Source organism: Pseudomonas laurylsulfativorans (genome assembly GCF_002906155.1).
Classification (GTDB): Bacteria; Pseudomonadota; Gammaproteobacteria; order Pseudomonadales; family Pseudomonadaceae; genus Aquipseudomonas; species Aquipseudomonas laurylsulfativorans.
Window position 1 is genome coordinate 83,732 of sequence record NZ_MUJK01000013.1, and the last position, 24,442, is coordinate 108,173.

At 61.1% G+C, this 24,442-nt stretch carries 19 protein-coding genes; 12 read left to right on the forward strand and 7 right to left on the reverse strand.

Features of this window, described 5'->3' with window-relative positions; genetic code table 11:
• The first annotated feature begins 69 nt into the window (after positions 1–69).
• Both B0D71_RS27025 and B0D71_RS27035 read left to right on the forward strand, forming a co-directional pair.
• Entirely contained in the window at positions 70–1,110 is a 1,041-nt protein-coding gene (locus B0D71_RS27025) for an AraC family transcriptional regulator (RefSeq protein WP_103397436.1), read from the forward strand.
• 241 nt (positions 1,111–1,351) lie between these two features.
• The gene (locus B0D71_RS27035) at positions 1,352–2,143 is read left to right on the forward strand and encodes a carbohydrate deacetylase (RefSeq protein ID WP_103397437.1); all 792 of its coding nucleotides are present in this window, start codon (positions 1,352–1,354) and stop codon (positions 2,141–2,143) included.
• Positions 2,144–2,187: 44 nt separating this feature from the next.
• Here the strand turns inward: B0D71_RS27035 and B0D71_RS27040 are convergent, their stop codons facing one another.
• Complete coding sequence (locus tag B0D71_RS27040) at positions 2,188–2,994, reverse strand: class I SAM-dependent methyltransferase (RefSeq protein ID WP_103397438.1); 807 nt, start codon at positions 2,992–2,994, stop codon at positions 2,188–2,190.
• Between the two features lie 170 nt (positions 2,995–3,164).
• Between B0D71_RS27040 and B0D71_RS27045 the strand changes: the two genes are divergently transcribed.
• Positions 3,165–3,542 (forward strand): hypothetical protein, encoded by a 378-nt coding sequence (locus B0D71_RS27045; protein ID WP_103397439.1) that lies wholly within the window; start codon positions 3,165–3,167, stop codon positions 3,540–3,542.
• 3 nt (positions 3,543–3,545) lie between these two features.
• Here B0D71_RS27045 and B0D71_RS27050 read toward each other — a convergent pair whose 3' ends face one another.
• The 5 genes from B0D71_RS27050 to B0D71_RS27070 form a co-directional block, all read right to left on the reverse strand.
• Positions 3,546–4,982 carry a sigma-54-dependent transcriptional regulator gene (locus B0D71_RS27050; RefSeq protein ID WP_103397440.1) on the reverse strand — a complete coding sequence of 479 codons (1,437 nt, stop codon included), beginning with the start codon at positions 4,980–4,982 and terminating at the stop codon, positions 3,546–3,548.
• Entirely contained in the window at positions 4,951–6,444 is a 1,494-nt protein-coding gene (locus B0D71_RS27055; protein WP_103397441.1) for a sensor histidine kinase, read from the reverse strand. Before B0D71_RS27055 ends, B0D71_RS27050 begins: the two co-directional genes overlap by 32 nt.
• A 102-nt stretch (positions 6,445–6,546) precedes the next feature.
• On the reverse strand, positions 6,547–7,659 hold the full coding sequence (locus tag B0D71_RS27060; RefSeq protein WP_103397485.1) for an SCO family protein: 1,113 nt from the start codon (positions 7,657–7,659) through the stop codon (positions 6,547–6,549).
• 17 nt (positions 7,660–7,676) lie between these two features.
• Positions 7,677–10,484, reverse strand: a complete 2,808-nt coding sequence (locus tag B0D71_RS27065; protein ID WP_103397442.1) for a multicopper oxidase domain-containing protein — start codon at positions 10,482–10,484, stop codon at positions 7,677–7,679.
• Positions 10,485–10,669: 185 nt separating this feature from the next.
• Positions 10,670–12,115: a sensor histidine kinase gene (locus tag B0D71_RS27070; RefSeq protein ID WP_103397443.1), complete on the reverse strand. Its 1,446-nt coding sequence runs from the start codon at positions 12,113–12,115 to the stop codon at positions 10,670–10,672.
• Between the two features lie 282 nt (positions 12,116–12,397).
• Between B0D71_RS27070 and B0D71_RS27075 the strand changes: the two genes are divergently transcribed.
• The 4 genes from B0D71_RS27075 (at position 12,398) to B0D71_RS27090 (ending at position 18,028) form a co-directional block, all read left to right on the forward strand.
• On the forward strand, positions 12,398–13,744 hold the full coding sequence (locus tag B0D71_RS27075; RefSeq protein WP_103397444.1) for a hypothetical protein: 1,347 nt from the start codon (positions 12,398–12,400) through the stop codon (positions 13,742–13,744).
• A gap of 35 nt (positions 13,745–13,779) precedes the next feature.
• On the forward strand, positions 13,780–16,029 hold the full coding sequence (locus B0D71_RS27080) for an Ig-like domain-containing protein (RefSeq protein ID WP_103397445.1): 2,250 nt from the start codon (positions 13,780–13,782) through the stop codon (positions 16,027–16,029).
• A gap of 61 nt (positions 16,030–16,090) precedes the next feature.
• Positions 16,091–16,552, forward strand: coding sequence for a curlin (locus tag B0D71_RS27085; protein ID WP_103397446.1), 462 nt, complete (start codon positions 16,091–16,093; stop codon positions 16,550–16,552).
• A 27-nt stretch (positions 16,553–16,579) separates the two neighbouring features.
• Positions 16,580–18,028 carry a curlin gene (locus tag B0D71_RS27090; RefSeq protein WP_103397447.1) on the forward strand — a complete coding sequence of 483 codons (1,449 nt, stop codon included), beginning with the start codon at positions 16,580–16,582 and terminating at the stop codon, positions 18,026–18,028.
• Between the two features lie 215 nt (positions 18,029–18,243).
• Here the strand turns inward: B0D71_RS27090 and B0D71_RS27095 are convergent, their stop codons facing one another.
• A complete protein-coding gene (locus B0D71_RS27095) occupies positions 18,244–18,540 on the reverse strand; it encodes a DUF1330 domain-containing protein (RefSeq protein WP_103397448.1) in 297 nt (98 codons plus the stop codon).
• 71 nt (positions 18,541–18,611) lie between these two features.
• Between B0D71_RS27095 and ribBA the strand changes: the two genes are divergently transcribed.
• From ribBA to B0D71_RS27120, 5 genes are all read left to right on the forward strand, one after another.
• The gene (gene ribBA / locus B0D71_RS27100; protein ID WP_103397449.1) at positions 18,612–19,721 is read left to right on the forward strand and encodes a bifunctional 3,4-dihydroxy-2-butanone-4-phosphate synthase/GTP cyclohydrolase II; all 1,110 of its coding nucleotides are present in this window, start codon (positions 18,612–18,614) and stop codon (positions 19,719–19,721) included.
• Between the two features lie 287 nt (positions 19,722–20,008).
• Entirely contained in the window at positions 20,009–21,034 is a 1,026-nt protein-coding gene (locus tag B0D71_RS27105; RefSeq protein WP_103397450.1) for an ABC transporter substrate-binding protein, read from the forward strand.
• Positions 21,031–21,975: an ABC transporter permease gene (locus B0D71_RS27110; RefSeq protein ID WP_165798757.1), complete on the forward strand. Its 945-nt coding sequence runs from the start codon at positions 21,031–21,033 to the stop codon at positions 21,973–21,975. The genes B0D71_RS27105 and B0D71_RS27110 overlap by 4 nt, the downstream gene beginning before the upstream one ends.
• A gap of 6 nt (positions 21,976–21,981) precedes the next feature.
• The gene (locus tag B0D71_RS27115) at positions 21,982–22,791 is read left to right on the forward strand and encodes an ABC transporter permease (RefSeq protein ID WP_007976227.1); all 810 of its coding nucleotides are present in this window, start codon (positions 21,982–21,984) and stop codon (positions 22,789–22,791) included.
• Positions 22,792–22,808: 17 nt separating this feature from the next.
• On the forward strand, positions 22,809–23,963 hold the full coding sequence (locus tag B0D71_RS27120; protein ID WP_103397452.1) for an ABC transporter ATP-binding protein: 1,155 nt from the start codon (positions 22,809–22,811) through the stop codon (positions 23,961–23,963).
• Positions 23,964–24,442 lie beyond the last annotated feature (479 nt).

Here is a 24,442-nt window from a genome sequence, read left to right on the forward strand (position 1 = left end):
TCTTGCTCCGGCAAATCGCTTAACGTCGGGCAGCCTAACCAGTGTTCCGGAACACGCTGTGAGCCCTACATGACAAAAAGCGATCAGCCGCTGCACGCCCCCTCAATACCCAATGCGTTCTACGCACCGACCCTGCTGCCGGCCATCGAAGAGTTGCTGGCCCGCGGCGTGGACCGCGAACGCATCGAAGGCCTTTTTCGTCGCAGCCTGTTCGAGTTGCGCACGCCATTCATGCGCATTCCGCTGTTCATGTCACGGCGCTTCTGGGCGTTTGCCCTGGAACAGACCGGCGACCCGTTGATCGGCCTGGCGGCCGGCCGGCGTTTCGTTTCTACCGCCACCAATGGCCTGACGTACCTGTTCGACGTGGCCGACTCACTGGACAGCGCCTGCCAGTATTTCGTGCGCTTCTTTCCATTTTTCAACGGCCACTTCCAGGCCCGGATCGTGCGCGGCGACGACAGCGTCGAATTGCGTTTGCTCGACCGCGGCAGCGTGAAAACCAGCGCGGCAACCACCGATTACATCCTCATCAGCCTGTGCAGCATGCTGCGGCGCAAGTTTCTCGCCAGCGGCCTGGAGCGTGATCCGATTCTGGGCGTCGGGCTGGCCGGTGCTTGCACGGTCAACCCGCAGGAACATGCACAAGCCTTTCGCGCACCGGTGCAATGGGGGCAGGCGCAGCACTCGATTCGCCTCGATCCACAGCTGTTCGTCATCCCGTTGACGCCGGGCAATCATGAGCTTGAACAGACGTTGGTCGAACTGCTGGAGCAGACCCGACGCAACAGCGAACCGACCTTGCTGGAGCAAGTCTGCGACCATTTGATCGTCGACCTCGCCGAAGCCAACTGGCAGCAATTCTGTACCACCCAGCATTTGCTCGAGCGCACCGCAGCCCGACGCTTGAAGGCATTGGGCTGGAGTTTTTCCGAGTTGCTCGACGAATACCGCCGCTACCGCGCCGAAGATTTTTTGCAGGGCACAGACCTGGAGCTGGTAGAGATTTCCGACCGCCTCGGCTACAGCGATGTGCAAAGCTTAAACCGCGCATGCCTGCGTTGGCTGGGGTGTGCACCGGGCGCCTGGCGAACCCGACAAGGTCAATAGAACACCACCCTCGTGCGCCACGGGTGCCCTGGTTTTTTGCGTCCCCCCATTTTCCAGCTACAAATGATGAGTGGTTTGGGTGTCCAGAATCCTGACAGCGGTTGTCACGGGGCGGACGTCGATGGATGGCATCGCTTCAAACCCGGATTGCAGCGATGGCGCGCCCGGCGCGCGGCGGCCGCAGTCCCGACACCTGCTGTCAAAACACCTGCGCCTACGGAAAAACAACAGGAGGGTGAACATGCCTCGGCAAGTGATAGTCAACGCTGACGATTTTGGTCTCAGTGCCTGCGAAAACGCGGTGATCCTGGGCGCTTTCCAGGCCGGGCTCATCAGCTCCGCCACCGCCATGGCCAACATGCCGGCGTTCAAACCGGCCTGCGTCCTGGCCCGGCATCCATTGCTCGAAGGCCGCATCGGCCTGCACTTCAACCTGACCTATGGCCGTCCATTGAGCCAGAGCATTGTGCAACGCCCGACCTTCTGCGACGGTGCCGGCGTGTTCGACCTCAACCTGTCCCGCACCCGCCTCTGGCTCCGGCGCCGGGATCGCCACGCCGTGCTCGAAGAGCTCGAAGCCCAGTGGCAGCGCTGCCTGGACAACGGCTTGCGTCCCAGTCACCTGGACTCCCATCAACACGTGCACAACATCTGGCCAATCGGCGAGATCGTCGCGCGCTTCGCCGCCCGCCAGGGGGTGCCAGTGCGCCTGGCGCGCAATCTGGAACAAAACCTCAGTCTGCCCAAGCGCCTGTTCAAGGACCTGCTCAACCGTCGCCTGAGCAACCTGGCCGGCGCCACCGCCGACTACGTGTGCACCCCGGTGGATCTGCGCAACGCCGAGCCACCACCTGACGGACTGCTGGAAATCGTCGCCCACCCGAACCAGCTCGGCGCCGACTTCGGCGATGCCTATCTGGAACCTGGAGAGTCCTTGAGTGCGTTGCTGCAACAGCGTTTGCCGGGTGTGCCGCGGGTGGCCTATAGCGCCGCTGGCGAGGCTACGCCCCACCGCGCACAGGCCGTCCTGTAGGAGCGGGCTTGCTCGCGAAGGCGTCAGTCAGAGCAACACATCACTCAGCCCTTCACCACCACCCACGTAAAACACAACGGCAACTGCGCCACTTGCTGTTGATAGCCGTCATAGAGTTCTTCGCGGTTGGAGTGCGGGTATTCCTTGAAGTGACGGATCTGCAGCCCTGCCGCAATGGCGGCGCTGAAGAGGTCGCCCAGTGTGTGGCCGAACCAGTAGGACGGCGCGGCCGGTTGTTCGATCTTGCCCTCGTAGACGATCGGTTCGTGCTGCACGAAGGGTTCGCGACGGAAGTATGAACTGGCCAGGCGAAAGGGATCGGCTGCCTCGGGGTCGAACATTTCCAGGAACGGGTGGGTTTCGTACACCACCAGCGCGCCACCCGGCTTCAGCGTGCGCGCCACATGGCGGAAGAATTCGCCGATGTCCGGCATCCAGTTCAGCACGCCGATGGTGATCAGCGCCAGGTCGAAGCGCTCCTGCAGTTGCGCAGGCAAGTGGTGAATGTCCGCTTCGATGAATTGCGGCGCATGGGGCGAGCGGGACGCCAGTTCCCGTGCCTGCTCGAGAAACGCGCCGGACTGGTCGACGCCCACGACGCTGCGCGCCCCCAGGGCAAACAGCGACAGACTTTCGCGGCCGTTGTTGCAGCCCAGTTGCACCACCTCCTTGCCGTCGACACCGGTCTGGGTCAGCAAAGCGGTCAGGGTGTCATCCAGGCAGGAAAAATCCGCGTGTACCACGCCCTCCAGCAAGGCTTGCCATTCGCAGGAGTTTTTGTGATGACGAGCGGAGTCATTCCAGGCCTCGCGGTTACTGGCGATGGCTTGTTCTTTTGTCGGCAGTTCCATTGCACGCTCCAGGGTTCGGTGGTCGATTTGACCGGCCGGAGTCTAGATCAACGTGATCCTGACAGATGTTGCGAAGTTGTAATCCGCCCAACGCCGTCGGCGGCCCACAGCGGCAGCTATAGTTAATGACCTTGGGGATATGTGGTTAAACCGATTTAGCAGGTGCTGTCATGAAAAAAACCGACCTGATGCTTGTGCTCGCCGTCAGCCTGAGCGCGCCCCCTGTCGTCCACGCCGACGACATGCCCACCACCAACTACAACAGTGAATTCAACTACTACGGGGCCGACCAACCCTTCGCCCACCCCGTGCCACAGTCAATGAGCACTGTGCCACCGGGTTCGTACATCCCGACCGCCCCCGGGGACTTCATTCCGGTTTCAAGCGAGCACGTGTTCTCCGACTCGCGCCTGCCAACCGTAGCCGACGCCACGGTGCGGGTGTTTATCCGCTCCTACGATCCGGAGCGTGGCGTCTACGTGAACCAGGAAGTCGAGAATCCCGGTTGCATGCTGTCCTGCCTGAGGGAAGGTCCGGTATTGCAGTGAACCTTACCACTGGCGTTTGTCTGGACGGGCGAGGCCAAGCTTTTCGATCCGGTAGCGCAACATGTCGCGACTAAGACCCAGCAGGCGTGCCGATTTGGTGACGTTCCAGTCGGTCTTGTCGAGCATCTTGCGCACCATGTCGCGCTCCACTTCCGGCAGGTTCATGGATTCGTTGCCGTTGTTGTAGGACGGACGCGACTCGCTGAAATGTTGCGGCTCTTGATGAAACATCGGTGGCTCATCCACCAGGCTCAGGCAGACGTTCAACTGATGGGCGGCGATGGTGTCGCTTTGCGCCAGCAACACGGTTTGCTCCAGCATGTTGCGCAATTCGCGTACGTTGCCCGGCCAGCTGTAGCTGAGCAGTAACTCTTCGGCCTGGTTGCTGAAATACAGGTTCGGCTTGCCGTAGCGTTTGCCGTGGCTTGCCAGGAAGTGCCGGGCCAGCAGCAGAATATCGGCGCCACGGGCATACAGGCGCGGCACCTTGATCGAAATGATACGCAGGCGGAAAAACAGGTCGCGGCGGAATTTGCCTTGCTGGACCATTTGTTCGAGATTGCAGTTGGTGGCGCTGATCACCCGCAGATCGACCTTGCGCTCCTTCACCGAACCGACCCGGCGAATGGTGCGGTCTTCCAGCAGTTTGAGCAGCTTGGCTTGCAACAGCAGGTCCATTTCACCGATTTCATCGAGGAACAGCGTGCCGCCATCGGCCGCTTCCACCAGCCCCATGCGACGGTCCTTGGCGTCGGTGAAGGCGCCCTTCTCGTGGCCGAACAGTTCCGATTCCACCAGATTGGAAGGGATCGACGCGCAGTTGAATTCAATGAACGGGCCCTTGCTGCGCGGGCCATCGAAATGCAGGGCCCGGGCCACCAGTTCCTTGCCGGTGCCCGTCTCGCCTTCCACCAGCACCGGCGGCAGATCGCTGTTGGCCATCCGCCGTTCGGCGTCGAGCAACTGGCTGATGGTGCCCTTGAGGTACACCATCGGTGCGGACTCGCCAATCAGTGCCTGCACCCCCGACTTCTGGGCCTCGCGCTCCTGATAAAACGACAGTGTGCGCTCCATTCGGTCGGTGGCCAGGGCCTTGTCCAGCAACAGCTTGAGTTCGGGCAGGGCCACCGGTTTGGTGACGTAGTGAAAGGCGCCCTCTTTCATCGCTACCACGGCGTCTTCGACATTGCCGTAGCCGGTCATCATGATCACTTTCAGATCCGGTGCGCTGACGCGCAGCTTCTGGATCAGGTCGTGACCACTCATGCCCGGCAACGAGTTGTCGGTCAGTACCACGTCAGGCGCGAAAGAACCCAGTTGCTCCAGTGCATCTTCCGCCGAGTGGCAGACGGTCACCTCGAAGTCTTTGCGCTCCAGGTAAGTCTGAATATTCTCGGCAAGGATTTCGTCATCCTCGACCAGCAGAATGCTGTGCTCCATATACCCCTCCCGTTGCCACTTTGAAATTGAGACAAACGCGGGTTCCTTCCTGCTCCCGGCTGGTCAGTTCGACCGAGCCGTCAAAACGCTCCATTATTCTTTTGACCAAGGCCAGGCCCACACCCAATCCGCCTTGCTTGGTGGTAAAAAACGGCTTGAAGACCATTTGCTGCTGTTGTTTGGACATGCCCTTGCCGGTATCGGTCAGGATCATGCTCAGGTAGCCGGGCACCGAGGAATCGACCTCGATCGTCAGCACGCCGCCCTTGGGCATGGCTTCCAGTGCATTAGCAAACAGGCTATTGAGTATTTGTGTGAGTAGCACCTGGTGGCTGACGACCGGTGGCGCGCTGACAGAAGGGAAACGCACTTCGACGTTCGAACGCTTGATCAAGGGCTCAAAGGCACTCAAGGTGTCTTCGAGGGACAGCACCAGGTCGACCGTTTCAAAGTCGTCATTCATCGGCCGCAACGACACCAGCAACTCACGGACCCAACGCGACATGCGATCGACCTGATTGATGATGTCGCCTATGTTTTTCTGCGCGGGCTGGCTGGCGATGTCCTGGGCCAGTTCGGCGCTGGAACGGATGTTCGCCAGCGGATTGCGCAAGCTGTGGGCCACCGCCGAGGACATTTCCCCCAGGGCGACAAAGGTTTCGTTGGCGATCAGCTGTTTTTGCTGGCTCTGCAACAGTATCGCCGCACGCCGCACAATCCAGAACAGCCCCAGGTAGATCGCCGCCCCTCCAATCAGGGTCGCCAGCCAGATCGCCTTGAAGCCACGCTGGATGCGCCCCACCAGGTCCACCGGTTCCTTGTAGATCTCCACCATGGCAATCACTTTGCTTTTGTCGGCGTTGAACATCGGAATGTAGTTCTCGACGAACAGGTATTCCGGTTCGTGCAGCAGACGCTGCTCGGGACGCTGCTCATCGATCTCGTGGTAGCTGGTGGACACCGGCGACTGCATATCGAAGGATTCGTCCAGCTCATCGTCGTTTTCGATGCGCGCGCCGATCAACTCGGCGTTGGTCGACCAGACCACGGTGCGGTCCTGGGCGTATACCGTCGCCAGCAGGATGTCCGGCAGATGCTCCACATGGTCGAGAAACTCCGCGCGCGCGGCGGCCCGGGATTGGGGGCTGACATCGGCATAGGCGTGGTCCAGGCGCGGGTCGAGCATTTCGCCCATGGTTCTGCTCGGTGTAATCCCGGCATGGCGAATTTCGGCCTCGCCGATGGCCTGGATGAACTGTGCGGTCAGCATCGAATCGCGCTCGATGCTTTCATCGACCACAAAGCGCGTTGAGATGTAACCCAGCCCCAGCGCCACCGCGGCAATGATGAAAAAACTTGCCAGAGAGAACCAGCGCAGTAAGTTGAACTGCGGCCGCCAACCCTTGCGCGGTGCTGCCGGAGCCTGCGGCGCAGGTACTTTTTCTTGTTCTAGTATCTGCATGGCTGTTTCCTTAGTCCTTGAAATCGAGCCTGTCCAGCCGTGTATCAAGTCAGTGTAGGTAACATTGATAGCAATTGACTGGCCCACGTAACTATTTCGACACTATTGCACCGGGGGTATGTCCGGCTGTTCGACTGCGTGATGATGCTCGGGCTCTTCGTTACCGCTGACCAACGGCGCCACCGGTGGATGTTGGCGATCGGTTTCTTCTTGCAGGAATTCGATGATGGACTGGGCGGACTTCTGGTCCAGCCGAAGGTTGGGCATCGAAATCCGGTTGTAGCGTTCGAACAGCTCCATCGCAATCGGGTCCTTTTCCGCGAGCATGCGATCCGGTTCGCGGATCCAGCGGTTGAGCCACTCCGGATCGCGCTGACGGGTCACGCCGATCAGGTCCGGGCCGATGCTGCGCAGGCCGATGCCCTGTCCGTCCAGCGGGCCGAGGCTGTGGCAAGACGCACAGCGGGTGCGGAACAGCTCTTCGCCATTGCTTGGCGGGCGGATTTCCGGTGCGTTGACGTAGCTTTCTTCCACACTGGGTTGCTTCCAGTTCTGTAAGGTATTGGCCAACTGGTCGGCCAGAATCCAAGGGTTTTCGAACGGCGAGGCTTTCATCCAGCGGCCCGTTTCCTGGTTGCCGACGATCAGGCTCAGGTTGTGGTCCTTGTTGCGTCCGTTATCGACGCCTTCGATGAACAGCCCCAGTTTCTTGCGCAGTTCGGTGACGTCGGCGAACTCCCCGGTGAGGAATTTCCACCCGGGCCCGACCTGGAAGCGTTGCGCATAGGCCTTGAGCACTTCGGGGGTATCGCTCAAGGGGTCGATGCTGATGGAGTAAAAGAAAATGTCCTTGCCGACCCGATCTCCCAGCAGTTTCTGCACCTGGCGCAGGCGCGCGGTTTCCAGGGGGCAGGAGTCGCTGCACGAGGTGAAGATGAAGTTGATCACCACCACCTTGCCTTTGATCATGTCATCGAAGAAACGCATCTGGTGACCGTCCTGGTCGGTCAGCAGGGTGTTGGGGAAATAGTCGCCACCCCATGGAGTGGCGTCTTCAACGACAGCGGTTTCGGAAGTGGATTGCTCAGCAGGCGCGGGCGTCGACAATGGCTGACTGGCAACCAGCAGCTGGCTGGCCAGCAAACCGGTCACCACCATCAGCACCAGGTGCATGCCCAAAGCTCGTGAGCGTGGTGAATGCAGCTTCGTGTTCATGTCGACACCCTCCCAGTTCATTTCTTGACAGTCACTTTCGGACCGAAACCATCACCGGTACGGAAGGTTGGCAGCGCGGCAGAGTTCACATAGCGCACACCATCCCAGCTTGGCAGTGGCGTCGGCATCAACTGGAACTGCCCCGGATGTTCAATGTCCCAGCGCAGCAGCATCGAGTTGTCCTCGTGCTGGGTGTTGTGACAGTGCTCCATGTAGGTCCCGGCGAATTCACGGAAGTTGATCGCCATCTCTACGCTGTCCAGGCCATCCTTTTCCGTACCGATGCGGTACACGTCCTTGCGCGCCCATTTTTCCCATTCCGGTGGTGCCTTGCCGCCGCGACTGAGAATGATCCCTTCCTCGAAGTGCACATGCACCGGATGGCTCCAGCCACCGCCGCCGGACTTGATATTCCATACCTCCAGGGTCCCGAAGCCCTTGACGCCGGCATCGGTCGGGCCGCTGGCCAACTGGGTGGCCGTGTTCAGGCGACGCGGGTCCATGTGATAGCCGAAGCCATCATCGGTCTTGACCGTCCAGGGCGCCTCATCGGTGCCATCGGAGCGACCAAAGGTGAAGGTGCGATGGCGAGCCTTGGCCAGCAGCGCCTTGTCGGCAGCGTTTTCGCGATGGATCTTCAACGGGATCATCACCAGGCCTTCAGCCTTGCCCGGTTTGGCCGGCTCGTACAGCGCAGGGTCCATGGCCAGGTCCTGGCCGGTGTAGGCCTTGACGTTGAGCTGCAGGATCTTGCCCACTGCCGGGTCACCCTTGTCCCACTGCGGTCCCTTGCTGGATTGCTTGATCACCGCCAGGTATTTTTCCGAGAGCACGTCTGCCAGCGCTACCGGCTCTTTCGGGCCTTTGCCATCGTCATGCACCAGCAGGTTGACCAAGAAGACCTTGTCTCCTGGCTTGATGCCGTTTTTCGCGAAGTTGACGATGATGTCGAACCGCTCGGCAATGCCCTGGGTGGGCAGGATGGCGTTGTGGTTCTGTTTGTCGCCATCGGCGTCCAGGTCCATGGTGCCGTCGAAGGGCACGCTGTGTTCCATGATATTACCGTCGTTGGCGATCAGGTGGAACGGCACCCGGGCATAGGAGACTCCGGAGCCTTTGGGGCCCTGGAACTCGCCGCTGGTGCCCTTGATTTCACGCACAAGCGCAAACTTGTAGTAACGCGACACCGATCCGTTGAGGATGCGGAACCGGTAGCTGCGGGCACGCACGTCCAGGTTCGGTTTCCACTGCCAGTTGACCAGCACCTGGTCACCGATGAAGCCGTCGGTGTTGAACGGGTTGAACCACAGCTGGCCACTCTGATCCCAGGCCTTGTCGGCCACCACCAGGTTGACGTCGTAGTCGCGGTTACCCCAAGGCAAGGCGCTGCCGCTGGGGAAACGCAGGTTGACGCCGTCGTTCACCGACTCGTTGCCACGGTCCAGGGCACTGTAGTAGTTCATCATCGCCGCGTTGCCCTTGTAGACGTTCTGCGCGGTGAAATCGAGCATGTGGTCGTGGAACCAGTGGGTACTCATGGTTTCACGCCAGTCGCCACGGATCTTGATGGTGCCGTGGTCGCAGGTTTTCAGGCCGGGACTGCCATCGTTGGTCCACAGGGTTTCGCCAGGGGCGCAAGGGAACGCCGCGCGTGGGTCCTGGGCGTCGGTGTTGATGCTGTCATAGCCGGCCAACTGGATCGGCCAGCGATAGTCGTAATACTGTCCCGGAAAGAAAAACGCGTTGGCATAGCCGTCGCTTTCTGCCGGTGCGTGACCGTTGTGTTCGTGGGTGCTGATGGTGTGCAAGCCGAACCCCATGTTCGCTGCCGGATCGATGGGCAAGCCGTTGTAGTGACGCATCAACACCGGCTGGCCATACCTGACCATCAGCAGTTTTGGCGGCAAGGTGCCGTCGAAGGTCCACACCGAATTGTGGTTCTGTACCGGCATCGCGGGATGAAAGCGCGCATCGACGCCTTTGGAAGTGCCGTCCGTAGCCGGTACACCGGCGACGTTGTGATACAGGCCGCCGGGGCCGAACTCGCCCACGGCGTAGTGGTGCATTTGCCGGTCATCACGGATACCGCCATTGACCCGTGCGCCGGTCTGCACGGTTTTGTAGGCGTTCTGCGGGTAGAACTCGTTCCAGCGCTGATGGGACCAGCCCTTTCCTGGTGGACGACCTTCGGCGGAAGAACCGATATGACGGTTGAGGAAGTATTCGATCTGCGCCTGCCACGGGTTGCGGTCAACCGCATTGGAATACTGGCTTGGAAACGGCGTCAGCCCCGGTTGGCGCAAGAAGGTATCGAGCGCTGCGGTGGGTGGTGCGCTGCGTGCCGCGTTGGTAGGGTCCTGTTGCGGCAAAGGGCCAATGGCCGGTGGTGGAAACGGCAGCGGTGCCGCGGGTGTGGTGGGGTCGAGTTTTTCCGGCCCGAATTCCTCGAACAACACCAGTTGCTGGGTAAATGGCTGCGCGCCGAACAACGGGCTGGGCTTGCCATTGGTGGGGTAGTTGAAACTGGTCTGCTGCGCAGGCGGAAGTTTGTTTTCCACCCGGGTGGTATCCCGCGAGCCTTTGTTCCCGTCGGGCAAATCGAAGGAATCCTGGTTGGCTTCCGGCATGCTCAAAATGGCATTGAGCGCCGCCGGTTCATCCGCGGGTTCGTCGTAATACGCCGAAGGGTCGGAAGGTTCTGGCTGTCGCTCGTCATCGATGGGGCTGGCGCGCAGTGTCGCTGTGCCCAGCGCCATCGTCAGTAAGACGCCCAAAGGCGTTAACAGGCCTAAACGTTTGAAGTTGTGTCGCGCTTTTTTTTCCATCACCAGCCGCCTCGATGTCGTGAAGGGGGTGATGGTGGCTGTGCAAGGACCTCGCCAGCTTTGTAACTATTTTATACAAAAGTATTAACACTCGACAAAACAATGGCTTATCAACATCAATGTGCCATGAGCGCGGGAATGGCTGGGGAGTGACACCCGCTAACGGGGATAGTTCATCCCCGTTTTCAGGGGACCCGCTTAAACGACAGACGGACAGTGGTGCCTTTGCCTTCACGACTATCGAGGGTCACTACACCGCCAAAACGTTCCATGATCCGCTTGACCAGCACCAGCCCGACCCCCAGCCCGCCCTGCTTGGTGGTGAAGAATGGCCGGAAGGCCATGGCACGCTGTTCTTCGCTCATGCCTTTGCCGGTATCGCTCACCGTCACGCTGACCCACTGGGCATCGCGCGGCTCGATCCGGATGGTCAACGTATCGCCGCTGTCCATGGCTTCCACCGCGTTGGACAGCAGGCTGTTGAGGATCTGGGTCAGTTGCACGTGCTGGCTCAGGACCATGGGCGTCTGGTCCGGCTCGAACACCACGTTGACCCTGGCCTTGCGGATCTGATGCTCATAAGCCAGCAGGCTGTCATGCAGGGCAGCCACCAGGTTCACCGGTTCCGCCTCGTCATTGAGCGGTCGCAGGGACTGGAGCAACTCCCGCACCCAATTCGACATGCGATCGACCTGGCCAATGATGTCGTTGATGTTCCCGTGGGCCGGACCGTCGTCGAACTCTATCGCCAGCTCGGCGCTTGAACGGATGGTCGCCAACGGATTGCGCAGACTGTGGGCGACCGACGAGGACATTTCCCCCAGCGCGACGAATGTTTCGTTGGTGATCAATTGCTTCTGCTGCGTCGCCAGCTGGATCGCCGCACGCCGCACGATCCAGTACAGCCCCAGGTAAATCAGACCGCCACTCAAGGCGGTCGCTAGCCAGATCAGCACCAGGCCGCGCTCCATGCGGTTGATCAGGTCCTGCGGTTCCTTGTAGATCTCGACCATCGCCGTGACGGTGCTGCGATCGGCACCGAACAGGGGAATGTAGTTTTCGAGGAACATGAATTGGGGTGGCTCCACGAACTTCTGCTCCATGCGGGCTTTGTCCACATTGTGGTAACTGGCCGACACGGAGGTCTTGGAGTTGAATGCCCGTTCGAGGTCTTCATCGTCATGAATCGTGGTGCCCATCAAGGCCGGGTTGGTCGACCAGATCACCATGCGATCGGGGGCATAGATATTGGCCAGGATCACGTCCGGCAAATGCTCGATATGGTCGAGGAATTCATCACGGGCACTGGCGCGGGCCAGCGGGTCGACGTCAGGAAACTCCTGGTCTTTTCGTGGGTCGAGCAACTCGCCCATGGTCCGCACATTGGGAATCGACACATGGCGCACCTCGGCCGAGCCGATCGCCTGAACGAACTGTGAAGTCAACAACGCATCGCGCTGCACGCTTTCGGTAATCACGAACCGCGTGGACACCGCCCCCAGTGCTACCGCCACCGTGCCGATCACCGCCATGCTGACCAGCGAAAACCAGCGCAGCAGATCGAACGGCTGCTTGCGCGTTTTCAAGCGAACTTCGCTTTCAGTCGCAAGTTCTTTGGCAATAGTCGTCATGGGCCTGGTTCCCGGTTTTCCCCCCTATAGGTTTATAGCCCACTCATGGCAATTTGCCCGAATCTGGGGGCTGCGATTCCCCACCCGTCCCTGCGCCCCATCACCCCCAATGTTGGGGACAACTGCCCGATTCATAACTTTCCGATCTGTCACCCGCGTCTTTGCCAACGCCTTTATTCCGGGCCTCTCACGGGCGTTTTCGCTGATTGGTATGGAAGTTGCCACCCTCCCAGCCAACTGACCCATCCCCAAGGGGCAGGTACTTCGATAGAGGGAATACTCATGCACCCTTTACTGTGCAAAACCGCGACCGCCCTGGTCGTGACCGCTCTAGCCCAAGGCATCGCCCAGGCTGCGCTGTTTGCCGTAGACCCCGGACCCTACCTGCCAGCCAATGGCAATTTTGCCGCCTGGTACCAAGATGCCCACGGCAGAACTCTAGACTTGTGTTTGTCAAAGGCTGTCAGTTCCAGGGTTGCCGGCACCCCGGGTGCCCCGACTTACATGTGCTCGTTGATCCCGAATCCCGGCATTTTCGATGACACCCAACCGTTGGTCTTCCCGACCAATTTCCCCGACGAAGCGTTCTGGGCCACTGGCGAAACGACCATCGTCGATGCCGCCCGAGGCATCGACCTGACCTATGTCTCGGCGCTCGAAGCGGCGTTCAGTGGCGGTGATCCCCTGGAGGGCGACCAGATCAGCTTCGCCCGTATCCGTATTCGCATCGACGTCCCCGTCGCCGGCACCTATGTCATCACCCACCCCTACGGCGTCGAAGTATTCAACGTCGACACCCCCGGCCGGCGGGCGATCAACATGACCCGGGACATCGGCATCGGTGCGCCAAAAACCTATGACGGCGCGCTCAAGGGCGACGTCGGGCCGTTCCTGCGCAGCGTCAACGGCCCCTACACCGAGAACAACCCGGTCACGGGCCAGGCCGAAAAATTCGTCGGCGATCCGAACCTCAACGAAGCCGTCACCGGCAGCCCGTTCAACACCAACTACGTGCGCATCGAAGGCCCCAATGGCCTGGACTTGCGCACCACCCTCTTCGCCGTTTCCGGGAAGTTGTCGACGGTGGTCCGGCCGACCCCGGTGATCGCCGAGCGCAGCACCTACTCGCGACATGCCGGCACCAGCGCACCGGTGGCCCAGCAGGATGTGTTCGTGATGGCCCCGCCACCACCGGCCAGCGTGACCCTGAGCAGCAACAACCCGGTCCTGAACCTCTCCGAAGCGGACACCACCGGCCACTGGTATGCGCAGTCGCCGACCAATCCGACGCTGCCAACCACCTTGCAGGTGACCGCCGACAACCACCTGGCCATCCCCAGCAGCACACCGACCGTCTTGCCCATGCCGCTGACCGACCTGGTGACGATCTCACGGGCCGAATACAGCCTGAGCACCGGGCAAATCAGCATCACGGCCTCGACCAGCGATGAAACCTCGCCACCGGTGCTCACCGCTACCACCGGCACCGGTCTTGCCATCGGCGCCCTGAGTGGCGACGGCGCCGTGAAAAGCCTGGCCACCGGCATCACGCCGGTTCCACCAGCCCAGGTTCGCGTGACGTCAGCCAATGGCGGCAGCGACACCGAAGAAGTGGTCATCGTGCAATGAACGCTCACATGCCCAGATCCTCATCAGGAGGCATCATGAACAAATGGCCACGCTTGGCGGTCAACGCCCTGGGACTGACTTTATCGCTGTCCGGCAGTGCTTTCGCGCAACTCGCCGCCGTCGATCCCGGCCCTTACACCTTTGCCACCGGGAAATTCCCGATCTGGTATCAGGACAAAAATCTGCTGTCGATGGAGCTGTGCCAGTCCCGCGCCGTCAGCACACGGGTGCCAGCCAGTGTGCCACCGGCCTACATGTGCACCCTGCTGCCGACACCCGGCATTTTCGATGACACCCTGCCGATGGTGTTCCCGGATAACTGGCCGGACGAAGCCTTCTGGTACCTTGCCGAGACCACCATCCCCAACAATGCCGCCGGCTATGGCATGGACGCCTATGTCGCCGGGATCGAGGCTGCCTTTGCTGGCGGCAACCCGCTCGACGGCGACCAGATCAGCTTCGCGCGGATTCGCATGCGGATCAATATTCCTACCGCCGGGACTTACACCATTACCCACCCTTATGGTGTGGAAACGGTCAACGTCACCGCGCCCGGCCGCCGTGCGATCAACATCACCAGGGACGTCGGCATCGGTGCACCGGGGGTTTTCAGCGGTGCAGTCAACGGTGCGCTCGGGCCGTTCCTGCGCAGCGTCAACGGCCCCTACACCGCGGTGAATCCGGACACCGGCGCCGTCGAAACCTTCATCGGCGACCCGAACCTCACCGAGGCTGTGACCGGCAGCCCCAACAACACCAACTTCGTACGCATCCAGGGCCCGGCCGGGACCATCCAGACCAATCTCTTCACCGTGGCCGGCAAGGTGCTCGACAGCCGCGCGCAAACCGCAGTGGACATGAGCCGTGCCACCTACCGGCGCACCGCCGGTACGGGTGGCAACAGCACCCGGGTCGAAGTGTTCGCCAAAGCCGGCAATGGCTCGACCCTGTGCTTCCGCGAAAGCATCGCCCTGGTGCCTGGCCCGCCACAATCGCCTTGCCAGACCAACATGGTCAGCGATAACAACGGCACGTTCTTCGCCCAGCATCTGCTGACCAACGGCACCGTGCCTCCGGTCGTGGTGGTCACCGCCACCAACCCGGCCGGTACCACCCGCCCGACCGCGGTGTCGAGCAAGCTCTCGGACGTGGTGAAAGTCCAGACCGCTCAATACAGCTGGAGCAACCACAGCCTGCTGATCGAGGCCACCTCCACTGACGAAGTGGTGGTACCGGACATGGTCGCCCAAGGTTACGGACGACTGACGAAATCCGGCACCCTGCAACGCCTGACGGTGGCGGGCCTGGCCCAACCACCTGCAACGGTTACGGTGAAATCCGCCGCCGGTGGCAGTGACACCGAGCCGGTCGTAGTCGTCGGTACTGCACCGGACACCGGCGCGAACCAGGCACCGATCGCCGTCGCCGATACCGGCGGCACCAGCTTCGGCGTGCCGATCACCCTCAACCTGCTGGCCAACGACAGGGACCCGGACGGCAATACGCCGCTGACCATTACCGCGCTGACCCAACCGGCCACCGGCCAGGGCACCGTGGCATTGAGCGGCACTACGTCGGTGGTCTACACCCCTCCCGCCGTGGTCACTGCGCCGCTGACCACGACCTTCACCTACAAGGCCCAGGACGCCAAAGGCCTGGCCTCGACGACAGCAGCAACCGTGACCATTACCGTGGCGCCTAACCGGCCTCCGGTGGCAGTCGCCGATGCCGTCACGACACTGGGTGTGGCGATTCCAATCAGCGTGCTGGCCAACGACACCGATCCGGAAGGCAACCTGCCGCTAGCGGTCAACAGCTTCACTCAACCACCGGCAGGTCGCGGCACCGTCAGCAGTAACGGCACGGTACTCACCTACACCCCACCGGCCACGGTCACCACGGCCTTCACCACGACCTTCACCTACTTCGCCCGGGACAGCTTCGGCGCCGTGTCGACAGCTCCGGCGACGGTCACGGTACAGGTCTCGCCACGGCCTGCTGCGGAAACGTTCGCAGTCACCACCGCAACGGTGAGCGCCCGCTCCAATAACCGCTTCACCTGGGACTTTGCCGGCACCTCATCGGTGACCACCGGCAACACCATCACCATCAAGGTCACCACCCCAACCGGGCTGGTCACCCTGGGCACCACCACCGTACCGCTGAACGGTCGCTGGCGGTTGACGGTGAACAACATCACCACGGTCGTTCCGTCGGCGAACCCGACCGCCACGATCAGCTCGTCCCAAGGCTCCGTGCGGACAGTGCCGGTGATCGCCAACTGAGCCCCGCGCCCCATCAGCCACGCTGGTTGATGGGGCCGGCTTCAACCCCAAGGACAGGACCATGAAAACTTCGACTGCCGCCCTGCTCTGCCTGTTTCTGCTGTGCGGCAGTGCAGGCGTGCACGCCGACGATTTGATGGAAAACGAAGACCTCGGCCCCGGTGGCGATCTCGGTGAATTGCCACCACCGGCCGGTCAGCACGCGCTGATCGACCAGAACGGCCAGGCCAACGTCGCGATGCTGCAACAGAACGGTCAGTCGTTGCTCGGCACCATCGTCCAGTCGGGAAGCAATCAGGAGGCTTACATCCTGCAACAAGGAAGCGACTTGATGGCAATGATCAATCAGCAAGGCTCCGGTAACGATGCCTCGATTACCCAGTCAGGCAGCCACAACCGCGCCCAGATCACGCAGAACGGCAACTACAACAGCGCCAGCATCGACCAGGCCGGCACGGGGCTGCAAAGCGCCGTGAACCAGTCCGGGAACGGCATGAGCGTTTCGGTCAAACAATATCGCTAAAGCACTGCACCCTATGGAGATTCAATCATGTTCAAACTGACGCCCCTCACCGCCGCGATCCTTGTCATGGTCAGTGCCCAAGCCATGGCCGAAGACAGCGTGTCCGACCAGTTCCAGGACGGCACCGCCAACATCGCCGATGTGAAACAGAACCTTGCCCCGGCCAGCACGACCAGCCAACAGCAGTGGGGTGAAGGCAACGATGCGGCTGCGTTTCAGGACAACGCGAGCAGCACCATCAATCAGTTGCAGTCCGGTAGCTACAACGCCGGTTACGCCGAGCAGCTGTTCGAAAACGGCAGCACCATCAATCAGCTGCAGTCCGGCACGTACAACTCCGCCCATGCCAGCCAGTCAATCGGCGTGGGTACCAGCGAGGCCTTGCAACAACAGGAAGGCAACGGCAACTTCTCGCTCATCTATCAGGACAGTCAGGACGGCACGTCCGCCAAGACCTTCCAGTTCGGTGACAACAACGAAGCCAACGTCGAACAGACGGAGGTGGGCGTCGACAACAAAGCGACGGTCACCCAGCACGGTAACGAGAACTACGGCACCGCCGAACAGGTGTTCCACAACGGTGCCCGGATGGACATCAACCAGAACGGCGACGGCAACTATGCCTATGGCGACCAGCGCAACGGCCAGGGCGGCAACCTGACCATCAACCAGTACGGCAACGGCAACGGCACCGAAGTCTGGCAAGAGACTCAGGTCGCCAGCCAGGCCACCATCAATCAATACGGGAACACCAACGAAACCATAGTCGACCAGAGCTTTGGCGATAACAACGTGGCTTCGGTTTTGCAGGTCGGCAACCTCAACGCTATCTATGCCGACCAGTACGAATCCACCAACTCGACCCTGGCCCTGTATCAACAAGGCAACAGCAACGTGCACTTCACCTACCAGAACGGCACGAACCAGGTACTCAATGTCAGCACCAAAGGTGACGGCAACAAGGTCTACGCCAGCAATTGGAAAGGCCCGCAATCCGGCGGCCAGTTCGGTACCGGCCAGCGTGCGACCATCAACCAGGACGGCTACGACAACGTCGCCAATTTCACCCAGAATGGCACCGGCCACATCGTGACCACGAACCAGACCGGTACTGGCAACAAAACCACCATCAGCCAGGACAATTCGTATAACGAGCTGTACTTCGACCAGAACGGCACTGACAACATCCTGATCTCCGATCAGCGTGGTGAAACCAACCTGGCCATGGGCAGCTCTTCCGGTGTGGGCAACAGCACCGAGTTCAATCAGGAAGGCAGCGGCAACCGCGCCTACACCGAGCAGGCGTACGGCAGCGACAACATGATCACCGTCAAACAGGCCGACACCATGAACGTGGCGTACGTGACCCAGGGCGGCACCGGCAACATCGCCAGCGTCGACCAGAGCGGCATGAACCAGACCGCTACCGTGCAGCAGTATGGTTCGGCCAACCAGGCAACCGTGTTGCAGCAGTAATCGCACGGCATATAGAACCGCGGCCTCGGGAGGGGGCCGCGGTTTTTTTTGTTGGATGCATATATAGAAGCAGTCCAAAGGTGGTGTGGTTACCAGCTTTGGAAAGGTGCCCGGATCAAGCTCAAACCATTGGGCTGGCACGACTGCAAGTGAATGGTCGGCTATCAGGCCGCCTTCGCTGGCAAGCCAGCGCCTACAGGGTGGTGCGGTGTTCGTTAGGCCGGCGCCACGCCTTCGACGATGATGACCTCCGCCAAAGCCACCCCCTCACGAAACCCACGCGCCTCCTGATACAACGCCGAGTGATAGCAAGCCACCGCCTGCTCATAGGAATCAAACTCAATCACCACACTGCGTTGCGGCGTCGACCGACCTTCCATCGCCTCACTGCGCCCACCCCGCGCCAGAATCCGACCGCCATACAGGGCAAACGCCTGCGGCGCCCGCCGGGTGTATTGGCTGTATTGATCAGGATCGGTGATATCCACATGAGCAATCCAGTACGCCTTCATAGTGACCTCTCGGTTGATTTTGTATTATGGTATACCATAATTCATTCAAGCCAACATACTGAGCGTCCATCATGGCCTTCAACAGCATCGAAGAAATCATCGAAGATTACCGCCTCGGCAAAATGGTCCTGCTGGTCGACGATGAAGACCGGGAAAACGAAGGTGACCTGTTGCTGGCCGCCGACTGCTGCACACCCGAGGCGATCAGCTTCATGGCCCGCGAAGCCCGTGGCCTGATCTGCCTGACCTTGACCGACGAACACTGCAAACGCCTGGGCCTGGAGCAGATGGTGCCGAGCAACGGCAGCGTGTTCAGCACCGCCTTTACCGTGTCCATCGAGGCGGCCGTCGGTGTCACCACCGGTATCTCCGCTGCCGATCGTGCCTGCACCGTGGCCGCCGCCGTCGCCGCCAGCGCCGGCCCCGCCGACATCGTGCAACCGGGCCATATCTTCCCGTTGCGCGCCCGGGAAGGCGGCGTGCTGACCCGCGCCGGCCACACCGAAGCCGGCTGCGACCTGGCACGCCTGGCCGGCCATACGCCCGCCTCGGTGATTGTCGAAGTGATGAACGACGACGGCACCATGGCCCGCCGCCCGGACCTGGAAGTGTTCGCGCGCAAGCACGGGATCAAGATCGGCACCATCGCCGACCTGATCCACTATCGCCTGAGCACCGAGCACACCATCGTGCGCATCGGTGAACGTGACCTGCCAACCGTGCACGGCACCTTTCGTCTGATCACCTTTGAGGATCGCATCGAAGGCGGTGTCCACATGGCCATGGTCATGGGCGATCTGCGTCGCGAAGAGCCGACACTGGTGCGCGTGCACGTGATCGATCCACTGCGCGATCTGGTCGGTGCCGAGTACAGCGGGCCGAGCAACTGGACCTTGTGGGCCGCCTTGCAGCGTATCGCCGCCGAAGGCCACGGCGTGGTGGTGGTGCTGGCCAATCACGAATCCTCGCAGGCGTTGCTCGAACGCGTGCCGCAATTGACCCAACCGCCACGGCAGTTCAGCCGTTCGCAGTCACGGATTTATTCGGAAGTGGGTACCGGTGCGCAGATCCTGCAAAACCTCGGCGTCGGCAAACTGCGCCACCTCGGCCCGCCGCTGAAATATGCGGGCTTGACCGGGTATGACCTGGAAGTGGTGGAGAGTATTCCCTTCACGGACTGACCCACCGAGGACCTGTAGGAACTGGCTTGCCAGCGATGATCGTCAACGATAACGCGTGCTACCTGGATCAACGCGCGGTGCTTTTGGGCCCATCGCTGGCAAGCCAGCTCCTACAAAAGACTGTTTCGGCTGATAGCCGGTAAGGCAAAGTGCTTGCACAAAGTTTGGAATACCATAATATGATATTCCATAGACCGGACAGTCAGCACTGACTCGAAGGACCTACTGCTCCCGATAGGCGGGCACTCGAAAGCCCCGCTCATAAACACAACAATGAGGGCGTGAAAATGGTGTTGAACAAACGTGCGACCGCGGTTCTTTTCGCGGGACTGCTGAGTGTGACCAGCCAGGCATTGCTGGCGGCTGAAAGCGTCAACTTCGTGAGTTGGGGCGGCAGCACCCAGGATGCGCAAAAGCAGGCCTGGGCCGACCCGTTCAGCAAGGCCAGCGGCATCACCGTTGTGCAGGATGGCCCGACCGACTACGGCAAGCTCAAGGCCATGGTCGAAAGCGGCAACGTGCAGTGGGACGTGGTCGACGTCGAAGCCGACTTCGCCTTGCGCGCCGCCTCCGAAGGCTTGCTCGAACCCCTCGATTTCAAAGTCATTGATCGCGACAAGATCGACCCGCGCTTCGTCAGCGATCACGGCGTCGGCTCGTTCTTCTTCTCCTTCGTCCTCGGCTACAACGAAGGCAAGCTCGGCGCCAGCAAACCTCAGGACTGGTCCGCGCTGTTCGACACCAAGACCTACCCCGGCAAACGCGCCCTCTACAAATGGCCAAGCCCTGGCGTCCTTGAACTGGCCTTGCTCGCCGATGGCGTGCCTGCCGACAAGCTCTACCCACTGGACCTGGATCGCGCGTTCAAGAAACTCGACACCATCAAGAAAGACATCGTCTGGTGGGGCGGCGGCGCGCAGTCGCAGCAACTGCTGGCCTCCGGTGAAGCGAGCATGGGCCAGTTCTGGAACGGCAGGATTCACGCCCTGCAGGAAGACGGCGCCCCAGTGGGCGTAAGCTGGAAGCAGAATCTGGTCATGGCCGACATCCTGGTCATTCCCAAGGGTTCGAAAAACAAGGACGCGGCGATGAAGTTCCTGGCCAACGCCAGCAGTGCCAAAGGCCAGGCCGACTTCTCCAACCTGACCGCCTACGCCCCGGTCAACGTCGACAGCGTGCAGCGCCTGGACCCGGTGCTGGCCCCGAACCTGCCGACCGCCTACGCAAAGGATCAGATCACTCTTGATTTCGCGTACTGGGCCAAGAACGGTCCGGCCATCGCGACACGGTGGAACGAATGGCTGGTCAAATGAAAATGACGGCAACCGCGTCTCGTCCCTCAACGGCCACCGGGAGCGCCACTGGCGCTGCCGGTTCGGCACCCGGCCAGACCGTTGCAAAGCAACCCTCGCCGTCGCTGAAACAGCGTTGGCGTGGCGCCAGTAACCTGGTCCCGGCCCTGCTGTTTCTCGGCCTGTTCTTTCTCGCGCCGCTGATCGGCCTGCTGCTGCGCGGCGTGCTGGAGCCGGTGCCGGGGCTGGGCAACTACGAGCAACTGTTCGCCAATTCGGCCTATGCCCGGGTACTGCTCAACACCTTCTCGGTGGCGGGACTGGTGACATTGTTCAGCCTGCTGCTGGGCTTCCCGCTGGCCTGGGCGATCACCCTGGTGCCGCGCGGCTGGGGGCGCTGGATCCTCAACATCGTGCTGTTGTCGATGTGGACCAGCCTGCTCGCCCGCACCTACTCCTGGCTGGTGTTGCTACAAGCCTCGGGGGTGATCAACAAGGCGTTGATGGCCATGGGCATCATCGATCAACCGCTGGAGATGGTGCACAACCTCACCGGCGTGGTGATCGGCATGAGCTACATCATGATCCCGTTCATCGTGCTGCCATTGCAGGCGACCATGCAGGCCATCGACCCGATGATCCTGCAGGCCGGTTCCATCTGCGGCGCCAGCCCCTGGACCAACTTCTTCCGGGTGTTCCTGCCGCTGTGCCGGCCGGGGCTGTTCTCCGGCGGCCTGATGGTGTTCGTGATGTCCCTCGGTTACTACGTGACCCCGGCGCTGCTGGGTGGTGCGCAGAACATGATGCTGCCCGAATTCATCATTCAGCAGGTGCAGTCGTTCCTCAACTGGGGCCTGGCCAGCGCCGGTGCCGCGTTGCTGATCGTGATCACGCTGGTGTTGTTCTACTTCTACCTGAAGCTCCAGCCGGAATCCCCGGTTGGCGCCAGCAACGCGAGGTAAGCCGTCATGCTCCTGACCCCCAATGCCATGAGCCGGCGCATGCGCTTCGGCCTGTATGCCACCACCGGGCTGATCGGTCTGTTCCTGCTGCTGCCGATCGTGTTCATCGTGCTGCTGTCGTTCGGCTCGTCACAATGGCTGGTGTTCCCGCCGCCGGGCTGGACGCTGAAATGGTACGGCCAGTTCTTCTCCAATGCCGACTGGATGAACGCGGCGATGGCCAGCCTCAAGGTCGCGGTGCTGACTACGTTCTTCGCCGTCGCCCTGGGCCTGCCGACCGCCTTCGCCCTGGTGCGTGGCCGTTTCCCCGGCCGGGAAATGCTCTACGGCCTGTTCACCCTGCCGATGATCGTGCCGCTGGTGATCATCGCCGTGGCGGTGTACGCGCTGTTCCTGAAACTCGGCTACACCGGAACCATGTTCGCGTTCGTGGTCAGCCACGTCATCGTCGCGCTGCCGTTCACCATCATCTCGATCATCAACTCGCTGAAGCTGTTCGATCAGTCGATCGAAGACGCGGCGGTGATCTGCGGCGCCTCGCGCCTGCAAGCGGTATTCAAGGTGACTTTCCCGGCGATCCGTCCGGGCATGGTGGCCGGCGCCCTCTTCGCCTTCCTCGTCTCGTGGGATGAAGTGGTGCTGAGTGTGATGATGGCCAGCCCGACCCTGCAAACCCTTCCCGTGAAAATGTGGACCACCCTGCGCCAGGACCTGACGCCCGTGATCGCCGTCGCTTCGACGCTGCTGATCGGCCTCTCGGTGTTGGTCATGGTCATCGCCGCTGCCCTGCGCCGGCGCAACGAAATCAGCGCCTGAGCGCCCAGGAGTACGACATGAGTGCAGTGATCAAAGATTCCGCGCAGCAAAATGACAAGCCCTTGGTCAGCCTGCGTAACCTGAACAAGCACTACGGCGACTTTGCCGCCGTGGACAACATCTCGCTGGACATCAAGGACGGCGAATTCCTCACCTTCCTCGGCTCCAGCGGCTCGGGCAAAAGCACGACGCTGTCGATGCTCGCCGGCTTCGAAACCCCGAGCAGCGGCGAGATCCTGGTCAACGGCCAGTCGCTGGTCAACGTGCCGCCGCACAAACGCGACATCGGCATGGTGTTCCAGCGCTACTCGCTGTTTCCGCACCTGTCCGTGCGCGACAACATTGCCTTCCCGCTGACTATCCGCAAACTCGCCGCCGCCGAACGTGAGCGCCGGGTCGATGCGATGCTCAAACTGGTGCAGCTCGAGCAATTTGCCCATCGCCGCCCTTCGCAACTGTCCGGTGGCCAGCAACAGCGTGTTGCCATCGCCCGGGCGCTGGTTTACGAACCACGCATTCTGTTGATGGACGAACCCTTGGGCGCACTGGACAAAAAACTGCGCGAAGACTTGCAGGATGAACTGCGTCAGCTGCATCGGCGCCTGGGCATCACCATCGTCTACGTGACCCACGATCAGGAAGAAGCCATGCGCCTGTCCCAGCGCATCGCGATTTTCAGCCACGGCAAGATCGTCGGCCTGGGCAGCGGCTATGACTTGTACCAGAACCCACCGAACGCCTTCGTCGCATCGTTCCTCGGTAACTCGAACTTCCTCAAGCTCAAGGCCCAGGGCAATGCGGTGGCGACTTTTGAAGGCCAGGCGCTGTCGATCCGCCTCACTGCCGGCCTGCAAACCGATCAGGACGTGCTGTTGATGGTGCGTCCGGAGAAAGCCCTGGCCCTGAGTCATGAACAAGCCCTTGCCGAACCGCTGGCCGCCGGCTGGAACGAAGTCTCGGCCAAGGTCGTGGAAGTGTTGTTTCTCGGCGAAAGCCAGACCTGCAGCGTGGTCACTGCGGGCGGCACCTCGATGACGGTCAAGGCACTCTCCGCCGCCGGTATGCCGCTCAACGCCGGTGACCCGGTCAAGGTACGCTGGGCCACCGCGGATGCCTGCGTGTACACCGAATGGGCCGAAAGCGACCTGAACAAGGCTGCCGGCGCTCACTGATCCTTTGGCTTGCGCGTGCGGGCCACTATAATGAGTCACCTCGGGCCACCACAACGTCGGGTTGTGGTGGCCTTTTTTCTGGTTCTTTCACAGATTTGGAGTTCACATCATTTTCGACGCGGACGCGGTCTCCTGTAGGAGCTGGCTTGTCGGGTCGCCGCATCGCAGCGATGGTCGCTAACGATTACGCGTGTGAACTGGATAAACGCGGCGCACTTGAGTCCATCGCCAGCAAGCTGGCTCCTACAGTTTGGTGTTCACATCATTTCGACGCGGACGCGGTCTCCTGTAGGAGCTGGCTTGCCAGCGATGGTCGTTAACGATTACGCGTATGAACTAGATAAACGCGGCGCACTTGAGTCCATCGCCAGCAAGCTGGCTCCTACAGTTTGGTGTTCACATCATTTCCACCAGGACGCGGTCTCCTGTAGGAGCTGGCTTGTCGGGTCGCCGCATCGCAGCGATGGTCGCTAACGATG

Excerpts from the sequence above, each read along its gene's own strand:
- B0D71_RS27105 (WP_103397450.1), top strand. The coding sequence starts at position 20,009 with ATGGTGTTGAACAAACGTGCGACCGCGGTTCTTTTCGCGGGACTGCTG.
- B0D71_RS27070 (WP_103397443.1), bottom strand. The coding sequence starts at position 12,115 with ATGACGACTATTGCCAAAGAACTTGCGACTGAAAGCGAAGTTCGCTTG.
- B0D71_RS27110 (WP_165798757.1), top strand. The coding sequence starts at position 21,031 with ATGAAAATGACGGCAACCGCGTCTCGTCCCTCAACGGCCACCGGGAGC.
- B0D71_RS27050 (WP_103397440.1), bottom strand. The coding sequence starts at position 4,982 with ATGGAGCACAGCATTCTGCTGGTCGAGGATGACGAAATCCTTGCCGAG.
- B0D71_RS27045 (WP_103397439.1), top strand. The coding sequence starts at position 3,165 with ATGAAAAAAACCGACCTGATGCTTGTGCTCGCCGTCAGCCTGAGCGCG.
- B0D71_RS27085 (WP_103397446.1), top strand. The coding sequence starts at position 16,091 with ATGAAAACTTCGACTGCCGCCCTGCTCTGCCTGTTTCTGCTGTGCGGC.
- B0D71_RS27120 (WP_103397452.1), top strand. The coding sequence starts at position 22,809 with ATGAGTGCAGTGATCAAAGATTCCGCGCAGCAAAATGACAAGCCCTTG.
- B0D71_RS27060 (WP_103397485.1), bottom strand. The coding sequence starts at position 7,659 with ATGAACACGAAGCTGCATTCACCACGCTCACGAGCTTTGGGCATGCAC.
- B0D71_RS27035 (WP_103397437.1), top strand. The coding sequence starts at position 1,352 with ATGCCTCGGCAAGTGATAGTCAACGCTGACGATTTTGGTCTCAGTGCC.
- B0D71_RS27090 (WP_103397447.1), top strand. The coding sequence starts at position 16,580 with ATGTTCAAACTGACGCCCCTCACCGCCGCGATCCTTGTCATGGTCAGT.
- B0D71_RS27025 (WP_103397436.1), top strand. The coding sequence starts at position 70 with ATGACAAAAAGCGATCAGCCGCTGCACGCCCCCTCAATACCCAATGCG.
- B0D71_RS27115 (WP_007976227.1), top strand. The coding sequence starts at position 21,982 with ATGCTCCTGACCCCCAATGCCATGAGCCGGCGCATGCGCTTCGGCCTG.
- B0D71_RS27080 (WP_103397445.1), top strand. The coding sequence starts at position 13,780 with ATGAACAAATGGCCACGCTTGGCGGTCAACGCCCTGGGACTGACTTTA.
- ribBA (WP_103397449.1), top strand. The coding sequence starts at position 18,612 with ATGGCCTTCAACAGCATCGAAGAAATCATCGAAGATTACCGCCTCGGC.
- B0D71_RS27095 (WP_103397448.1), bottom strand. The coding sequence starts at position 18,540 with ATGAAGGCGTACTGGATTGCTCATGTGGATATCACCGATCCTGATCAA.
- B0D71_RS27055 (WP_103397441.1), bottom strand. The coding sequence starts at position 6,444 with ATGCAGATACTAGAACAAGAAAAAGTACCTGCGCCGCAGGCTCCGGCA.
- B0D71_RS27065 (WP_103397442.1), bottom strand. The coding sequence starts at position 10,484 with ATGGAAAAAAAAGCGCGACACAACTTCAAACGTTTAGGCCTGTTAACG.
- B0D71_RS27075 (WP_103397444.1), top strand. The coding sequence starts at position 12,398 with ATGCACCCTTTACTGTGCAAAACCGCGACCGCCCTGGTCGTGACCGCT.
- B0D71_RS27040 (WP_103397438.1), bottom strand. The coding sequence starts at position 2,994 with ATGGAACTGCCGACAAAAGAACAAGCCATCGCCAGTAACCGCGAGGCC.